Genomic DNA, 2,472 nt, shown 5'->3' with positions numbered 1-2,472 from the left:
TTCCGCGCCCTCGACTTCGCCCGCCTCGCCACCCTCATGGCCGCACCCGTCATGGTCGACCTGCGCAACGTCTACACGCCGGACGAGGCCATCCGCCACGGCTTCCGCTATGCGGGAATCGGCGGGCGCCGCGAACTGCCGGTTTCGGCTCCCGCCGACGCCGGTTCCCCCGCCCTCGCAGCGGAGGCGGTCCGTGCTTGATCTCCTCCCCCGCGCGAGGCGCCGTGCCCGGACCGGGCACGGCAGGCGCATCGCGGTCATCGGCCTCGGCTATGTCGGCCTGCCGGTGGCCGCCGCCTTCGCGGCCTCCGGCGCCCCCACCATCGGTTTCGACGTCGACCCGCTGCGCATCGCGGAGCTGCGCCGGGGGCTCGACCGCTGCAACGTCATCGACCGGCGCGACCTCGCGGATGCGCCGATCCGCTACACCGCCGAAGCCGGCCCCCTGCGGGGCGCCGACTTCTTCATCGTCGCGGTGCCGACCCCCATCGACACCGCCTGCCAGCCGGATCTCTCGGCTCTGATCGCCGCCTCGCGCTGCGTCGGCGCCGCCATCGCGCCCGGCGCCATCGTGGTCTACGAATCGACGGTGTATCCGGGCGCGACGGAGGCGGTCTGCGTGCCTGTGCTCGAGGCCGCCTCCGGCCTCGTCTGCGGGCGGGACTTCACGGTCGGCTACAGCCCGGAGCGGATCAACCCGGGCGACATCGTCCACCGCTTCGAGACCGTGACCAAGGTGGTGGCCGGCCAGGACGATGCCACCCTCGACATCGTGGCCGAGGTCTACGGCTCGGTGGTGCGCGCTGGGGTCCATCGTGCGCCCTCCATCCGGGTCGCGGAGGCCGCCAAGGTCATCGAGAACACCCAGCGCGACCTCAACATCGCGCTGATGAACGAACTCGCGATCATCTGCCACCGCATCGGCATCGACACCGCCGACGTGCTCGACGCCGCCCGGACCAAGTGGAACTTCCTGCCCTTCGCCCCCGGTCTGGTCGGGGGGCACTGCATCGGCGTCGACCCCTACTATCTCACCCATCTGGCGCAGATGTCGGATTACCAGCCGGAGGTGATCCTGGCGGGCCGGCGCATCAACGACGGCATGGCCGAGGTGATCGCCCGCGAGTGCATCCGGCGCCTCGCCGCCCGGGGCGTCGCGCATGGTCGGGTCGGCGTGCTCGGCCTGACCTTCAAGGAGAACGTGCCCGACATCCGCAACTCCAAGGTGGCGGACCTCATCCGGACCCTGGAGGCCCATGGCTGCGAGGTGCGGGTGCACGATCCCCAGGCGGATACCCGGGCGACGCGCCACGAATACGGGATTAACCTGCGGCCGCTTTCGGAGCTGGAGGATTGCGACGCGGTGATCGTCGCCGTCTCGCATCACCAGTTCGTGGCGGCGGGCTGGGACCTGGTGCGGCCCCGCCTCAAGGGGCCCGGCGGCGATGTCCTCGACGTGCGGGCCTGCCTCGACCGGAGCCGGGTTCCGCAGGGCGTCTCCCTATGGCGGATGTGACGGGCCTGGCCCAGCCGCTGCGGGGCCGCAACGCGAAACGGGGCCGGCGGCGGGCCGGCGAGGAGGGTGCCATGTCAAAGCGGCTGAGCGTCACGGCTTTGGGCAGCTGCCGCATCGTCAACCCGATGCGGAGCGCCGCGCAGGCCGGTGTGATCGATCTCGCCAACGCGGATGTCTACGGCTACCTCCACACCGCGCGCGAGGTGCTGCAGTTCCTCGACTTTCGCGACGGGCTGGCGCTCCCCCCCGAGATCGTGCCCTACCTCGCCGGTCCGCGCGGGCTGCCCGCACGCGCAGAGCCGGAGACACCGCGCGTCTCCCTCGTGGAGATCTCCTCGCTCAAGGGCGTGATGCTCGGCGAGTGGATGCTGCAGCTCAACTACTTCACCGAGCGCTTCCGCAGTCATCCCGACCTCCTGAAGGTTCTGTACGGCGCTCTCGGGGAGGAGGAGCGCGACCGCCGGATCCTCGATCTGGCCGCGCAACCCGATTTCGCCGCCCTGGCGCCCTTCGAGCGGCACCTCCTCGCCGAACTGCATGTCGCCACCGCCACCCGGGAGGAACTGGAGCGCGACGTCCTCGAGATCGTCGCCCGGCTGCCGAGCCCGGTGGTGTTCGTCACCCACTGCAACGTGGCCGACACCCAGGGCCGGGAAATCGAGAGCCGGGCGCGGATCAGCACCTGGATGGCCGAACTCGCCCATCGCCACGGCCTGCGGGTGTTCGATCCGACTCCGCACGTCCTCGCCTTCGGGGTCGAGGCCGCGATGGCCGAGGGCGGGGCCAGCCGTGCCCATTACGCCCCCGCCTTCGAGACGGTGCTGCAGGAGGAACTCCTGCACGAGGTCCGGCTCGCCGCCGCCGCCATGCCGCGGGCCACGCAAGGCTTCGTATCGGATAAGCCCGTGCCGGCGCCGCGCCGCGCCCTGCCGCCGCGCGCGGAGCCCGGCGCGGCG

The 2,472-nt window shown here is 71.6% G+C and carries 2 protein-coding genes and 1 pseudogene; all 3 read left to right on the top strand.

What is annotated here, in order from left to right:
• Nucleotides 1-201, top strand: a pseudogene (locus K2X24_RS02065) (UDP-glucose 6-dehydrogenase); the annotation flags it as partial.
• A complete protein-coding gene (locus tag K2X24_RS02060) occupies nucleotides 194-1,516 on the top strand; it encodes a nucleotide sugar dehydrogenase (RefSeq protein WP_292494191.1) in 1,323 nt (440 codons plus the stop codon). The pseudogene K2X24_RS02065 and the gene K2X24_RS02060, both read left to right, overlap by 8 nt.
• A gap of 71 nt (nucleotides 1,517-1,587) precedes the next feature.
• A partial coding sequence (locus K2X24_RS02055; RefSeq protein WP_292494190.1) for a hypothetical protein occupies nucleotides 1,588-2,472 on the top strand: 885 nt, incomplete at its 3' end.

Origin of the sequence: Methylobacterium sp. (genome assembly GCF_019750675.1) — a bacterium.
Classification (GTDB): domain Bacteria; phylum Pseudomonadota; class Alphaproteobacteria; order Rhizobiales; family Beijerinckiaceae; genus Methylobacterium.
Note: the sequence above shows the minus strand (reverse complement) of the source record. Positions and strands in the feature narration are given on the sequence as shown.